We start from the raw sequence: 4155 nt of genomic DNA, 5'->3' as shown, positions 1-4155 counted from the left end.
GGTCGACACGCGATCCCGGATGTACGGACGCGAGCGACCTGGCCGGCAGCTTTTTGTTTTGACCGAACACGAGAATCGACGGCGCCGGTCCCAAGCGGCGTCCAACCGGGAGATGACGATGACGAAACGGATCGGAACTGGAACGACCCTCAAGGGCATGTCGCGTCGCGACTTCCTTGCCAGAAGCGCGCTGACGGCGGGGCTGCTCGTGGCGGCGCGCAAGCTCCTGCCTTCGGGCGCCTATGCGGCGACCGCCGCACCCGAAGTGACCGGCGCCAAGCTCGGCTTTATCGCGCTCACCGACGCGGCACCGCTGATGATCGCCAAGGAGAAGGGGCTGTTCGCCAAATATGGCATGCCCGATGTCGAGGTGCTGAAGCAGGCCTCCTGGGGCGCGACGCGCGACAATCTGGTGCTGGGCAGCGAGGCCAATGGCATCGACGGCGCCCACATCCTGACGCCGATGCCCTACCTCATGCACACCGGCAAGGTTACGCAGAACAAGCAGCCGCTGCCGATGGCGATCGTGGCGCGGCTGAACTACGACTGCCAGGGCATTTCCGTCGCCCAGGAATACGCCGCCACCGGCGTCGGCCTCGACGCTTCCAAGCTGAAGGAGGCTTTCGCCGCCAAGAAGGCCGCCGGCAAGGAGGTCAAGGCCGCCATGACCTTCCCGGGCGGAACGCATGATCTGTGGATACGCTACTGGCTGGCCGCCGGCGGCATCGACCCCGACAAGGACGTCTCGACCATCGTCGTGCCGCCGCCGCAGATGGTGGCCAACATGAAGGTCGGCAATATGGACGTCTTCTGCGTCGGCGAGCCTTGGAACGAGCAACTCGTCCACCAGGGTATCGGCTTCACCGCCGCCACCACGGGTGAATTGTGGAAGGGCCATCCGGAAAAGGCGCTCGGCCTGCGCGCCGCCTTCATCGAGAAATATCCCAACGCCACCAAGGCGATCCTGATGGCCGTCATGGAAGCCCAGCAATGGTGCGAGGCGATGGAGAACAAGGACGAGATGGCCTCCATCATCGGCAAGCGGCAATGGATGAACGTTCCGAGCGCCGACATCATCGGCCGCCTCAAGGGCGACATCAACTATGGCAACGACCGCGTCGCCAAGGGCACCGACCTCTACATGAAGTTCTGGAAGGGCGGCGTCTCCTATCCCTTCAAGAGCCATGATGCCTGGTTCCTTGCCGAGAACATCCGCTGGGGCAAGTTCGCGCCGACCACCGACATCAAGGCGCTGGTCGACCAGGTCAACCGCGAGGATCTCTGGCGCGAGGCGGCGAAGGAGCTGGGCGTCGCGGCAAGCGACATCCCTGCATCGTCGTCGCGCGGCGTCGAGACCTTCTTCGACGGCAAGACCTTCGATCCAGCCAACCCGTCCGCCTATCTCGACAGCCTGAAGATCAAGGCATCAGCTTAGGCGCAAACGGCGCCCAAGGCGCCGTTTGTCGCAGCGCGACAAAGGCGCAACGGCGCTCGCGCCGTTGTCGCCCAACGACCAGGAGCTTCGCGAACACATGTCCATCCAAACCGTCGAGGACACCGAGGTGAAGGCGTTTCCCGTAAAGCCCGCCGAGGTGATCGCCTTCACCGCAAAGGCGAGGCGCCGCATCGATCCGCTCGCCATTGCCGGCAAGCTGGCGACGGCGCTGGTGCCGCCGGCCGTCGTCATCCTCGTCCTGCTCGTCGTCTGGCAGGTCGCCTGCTCGTCGCCGACGGCCAGCCTGCCGCCGCCGAGCCAGGTGTGGAACGAGGCCTATGACCTGATCGCGCATCCGTTCTTCGACAACGGCCCGCAGGATATCGGCCTTGCCTGGCGAGTGCTGATCTCGCTGCAGCGCGTCGCCATCGGCTTCGGCATGGCTGCGGTGGTCGGTGTGGCGCTGGGCGCGCTGGTCGGCCAGTCGGTGTGGGCGATGCGCGGCCTCGACCCGGTGTTCCAGATCCTGCGCACCGTGCCGCCGCTCGCCTGGCTGCCGCTGTCGCTCGCCGCCTTCCGCGATTCCAATCCGTCGGCGCTGTTCGTGATCTTCATCACCTCGATCTGGCCGGTGATCATCAATACAGCCGTCGGCGTCCGCAACATCCCCGAGGATTACCGCAACGTCGCCCGCATCCTGCGGCTCAACCAGCTCGAGTTCTTCGTCAAGATCATGGTGCCGGCGGCCGCCCCCTACATCTTCACCGGCCTGAGGATCGGCATCGGGCTCTCCTGGCTTGCCATCGTCGCCGCCGAGATGCTGACCGGCGGCGTCGGCATCGGCTTCTTCATCTGGGACGCGTGGAACTCCTCGCGGCTGCCCGACATCATCGTCGCGCTGGCCTATATCGGCGTCACCGGCTTCTGCCTCGATCGGCTGGTCGCGGCGGTCGGCGCCTTCGTCACCCGCGGCACAACGTCAAAGTGAGGAGGGCGCCATGACCGCCTATCTGAAGCTCGACCATATCGACAAATCCTTCGCCCGCGGCGGCCAGGTCAGCGAGGTGCTGAAGGATATCAGGCTCACCATCGACAGGGGCGAGTTCGTCTCCATCATCGGCCATTCCGGCTGCGGCAAGTCGACCTTGCTCAACCTCATTGCCGGGCTGACCAGGGTCTCCTCGGGTGCCGTGCTGCTCGAGGACAAGGAGGTCGACAGCCCGGGACCTGAGCGCGCCGTGGTGTTCCAGAACCATTCGCTGCTGCCGTGGCTCACCGTCTACGAGAACATCAACCTTGCCGTCTCCAAGGTCTTCGGCCGCACCAAAAGCCGGGCCGAGCGGCATGAGTGGATCATGCGCAACCTCGATCTCGTGCAGATGGCGCATGCCAGGGACAAGCGCCCGGCCGAGATATCCGGTGGCATGAAGCAGCGCGTCGGCATTGCCCGCGCGCTCGCCATGCAGCCGAAGATCCTGCTGCTCGACGAGCCGTTCGGCGCGCTCGACGCGCTGACCCGCGCCCACCTCCAGGAGGCGGTGATGGACATCCACGCCCGGCTCGGCACGACCATGATCATGATTACCCACGATGTCGACGAGGCGGTGCTTCTGTCGGACCGCATCGTGATGATGACCAACGGCCCGGCGGCAACCATCGGCGAGGTGCTTTCGGTGCCGCTGGCCCGGCCGCGCCGACGCATCGAGCTTGCCTCGGACCGCACCTTCCTGCGCTGCCGCGAGGCGGTGCTGAAGTTCCTCTATGAACGCCACCGCTTCGTTGAAGCCGCGGAGTAGCGTCATGACCCGAAGAAACGCATCTTCAACGCCAAAGGTCGATCTGCATCGGCAATGGGCAACCTGCCGCACTGCACAAATATTATGCTGCCGTGCAAGGCGATCTGACTAATCTTTGATCCGCCGCCGGGCTCGTCAAAAGTCGCGCGGCTGCGGTTTCGCATTGATATTATTTGAAAATTCAGCGCGCTGTCGAACTGGCACGCTTCCTGCTTTTAGAAATGTAGGTCCCTCGGGGCCAAGAGACACGGCGTCCAATGGCGGGCGCCACAGGCAAAGCTGCCGATCAGGTCAACACGCGATCCCGGATGGACGGACGCGAGCGACCTGGCCGGCAGCTTTTTTGTTTTGACCGAACACGCAATCGACGGCGCCGATCCCAGGCGGTGCCCAACCGGAGACGACGATGACGAAACGGATCGGAACTGGCGCGGCCCTCGAGGACTTCACCCGCCGCGATGTCCTGGCCAGCAGCGCATTGACCGCCGCGCTGTTCACCGCCGCACTGCTGCTCTTTCCCGTCGGCGCCAAGACGGACGGCAAGGGGCCGGCAGTGACCGCGCACAGCGAGGTTTCGACCGGCACGCCGATGGCGCGTCGCTGACAATCGCCAACGAACAGACAAGAGCGGCGCCTCCCACGCCGCAAACCGGAGCCGACATGACTGCAATTCTCCCAGCCGCGCCCAGCCAGGAACCCAGGCAGGCGCTCGTGATGTCCACCATCGCCTTCACCGTCTGCTTCGCGGTGTGGACGATCTTCTCCATCATCGGCGTGCGCATAAAGCAGGAGCTTGGGCTGAGCGAGACGGAGTTCGGCCTGCTCATCGGCACGCCGATCCTCACCGGTTCGCTCGTGCGCATGCTGCTCGGCGTCTGGACCGATCGCTATGGCGGGCGGCTGGTCTACACCGCCGTCATGCTT

Annotated in this window: 5 protein-coding genes; all 5 read left to right on the top strand. The window is 64.8% G+C overall.

All coding sequences use genetic code 11. The features are described from left to right. Positions 1 to 118: 118 nt before the first annotated feature. On the top strand, positions 119 to 1435 hold the full coding sequence (locus tag EN738_RS31675) for a CmpA/NrtA family ABC transporter substrate-binding protein (protein WP_127287034.1): 1317 nt from the start codon (positions 119 to 121) through the stop codon (positions 1433 to 1435). A gap of 97 nt (positions 1436 to 1532) precedes the next feature. Next, the gene (gene ntrB / locus EN738_RS31670) at positions 1533 to 2423 is read left to right on the top strand and encodes a nitrate ABC transporter permease (RefSeq protein ID WP_127287033.1); all 891 of its coding nucleotides are present in this window, start codon (positions 1533 to 1535) and stop codon (positions 2421 to 2423) included. 10 nt (positions 2424 to 2433) lie between these two features. Beyond that, positions 2434 to 3231, top strand: a complete 798-nt coding sequence (locus tag EN738_RS31665) for an ABC transporter ATP-binding protein (protein ID WP_127287032.1) — start codon at positions 2434 to 2436, stop codon at positions 3229 to 3231. Between the two features lie 406 nt (positions 3232 to 3637). After that, positions 3638 to 3835 (top strand): hypothetical protein, encoded by a 198-nt coding sequence (locus EN738_RS31660; RefSeq protein WP_127287031.1) that lies wholly within the window; start codon positions 3638 to 3640, stop codon positions 3833 to 3835. Between the two features lie 56 nt (positions 3836 to 3891). After that, a partial coding sequence (locus EN738_RS31655) for an MFS transporter (RefSeq protein ID WP_127287030.1) occupies positions 3892 to 4155 on the top strand: 264 nt, incomplete at its 3' end.

The organism is Mesorhizobium sp. M4B.F.Ca.ET.017.02.2.1 (assembly GCF_003998955.1).
GTDB classification, from domain to species: Bacteria; Pseudomonadota; Alphaproteobacteria; order Rhizobiales; family Rhizobiaceae; genus Mesorhizobium; species Mesorhizobium abyssinicae.
The sequence above is the reverse complement of the archived record's forward strand: the minus strand, read 5'-3'. Positions and strand labels throughout refer to the sequence as shown.

Excerpts from the sequence above, each read along its gene's own strand:
- EN738_RS31665 (WP_127287032.1), top strand. The coding sequence starts at position 2,434 with ATGACCGCCTATCTGAAGCTCGACCATATCGACAAATCCTTCGCCCGC.
- ntrB (WP_127287033.1), top strand. The coding sequence starts at position 1,533 with ATGTCCATCCAAACCGTCGAGGACACCGAGGTGAAGGCGTTTCCCGTA.
- EN738_RS31675 (WP_127287034.1), top strand. The coding sequence starts at position 119 with ATGACGAAACGGATCGGAACTGGAACGACCCTCAAGGGCATGTCGCGT.
- EN738_RS31660 (WP_127287031.1), top strand. The coding sequence starts at position 3,638 with ATGACGAAACGGATCGGAACTGGCGCGGCCCTCGAGGACTTCACCCGC.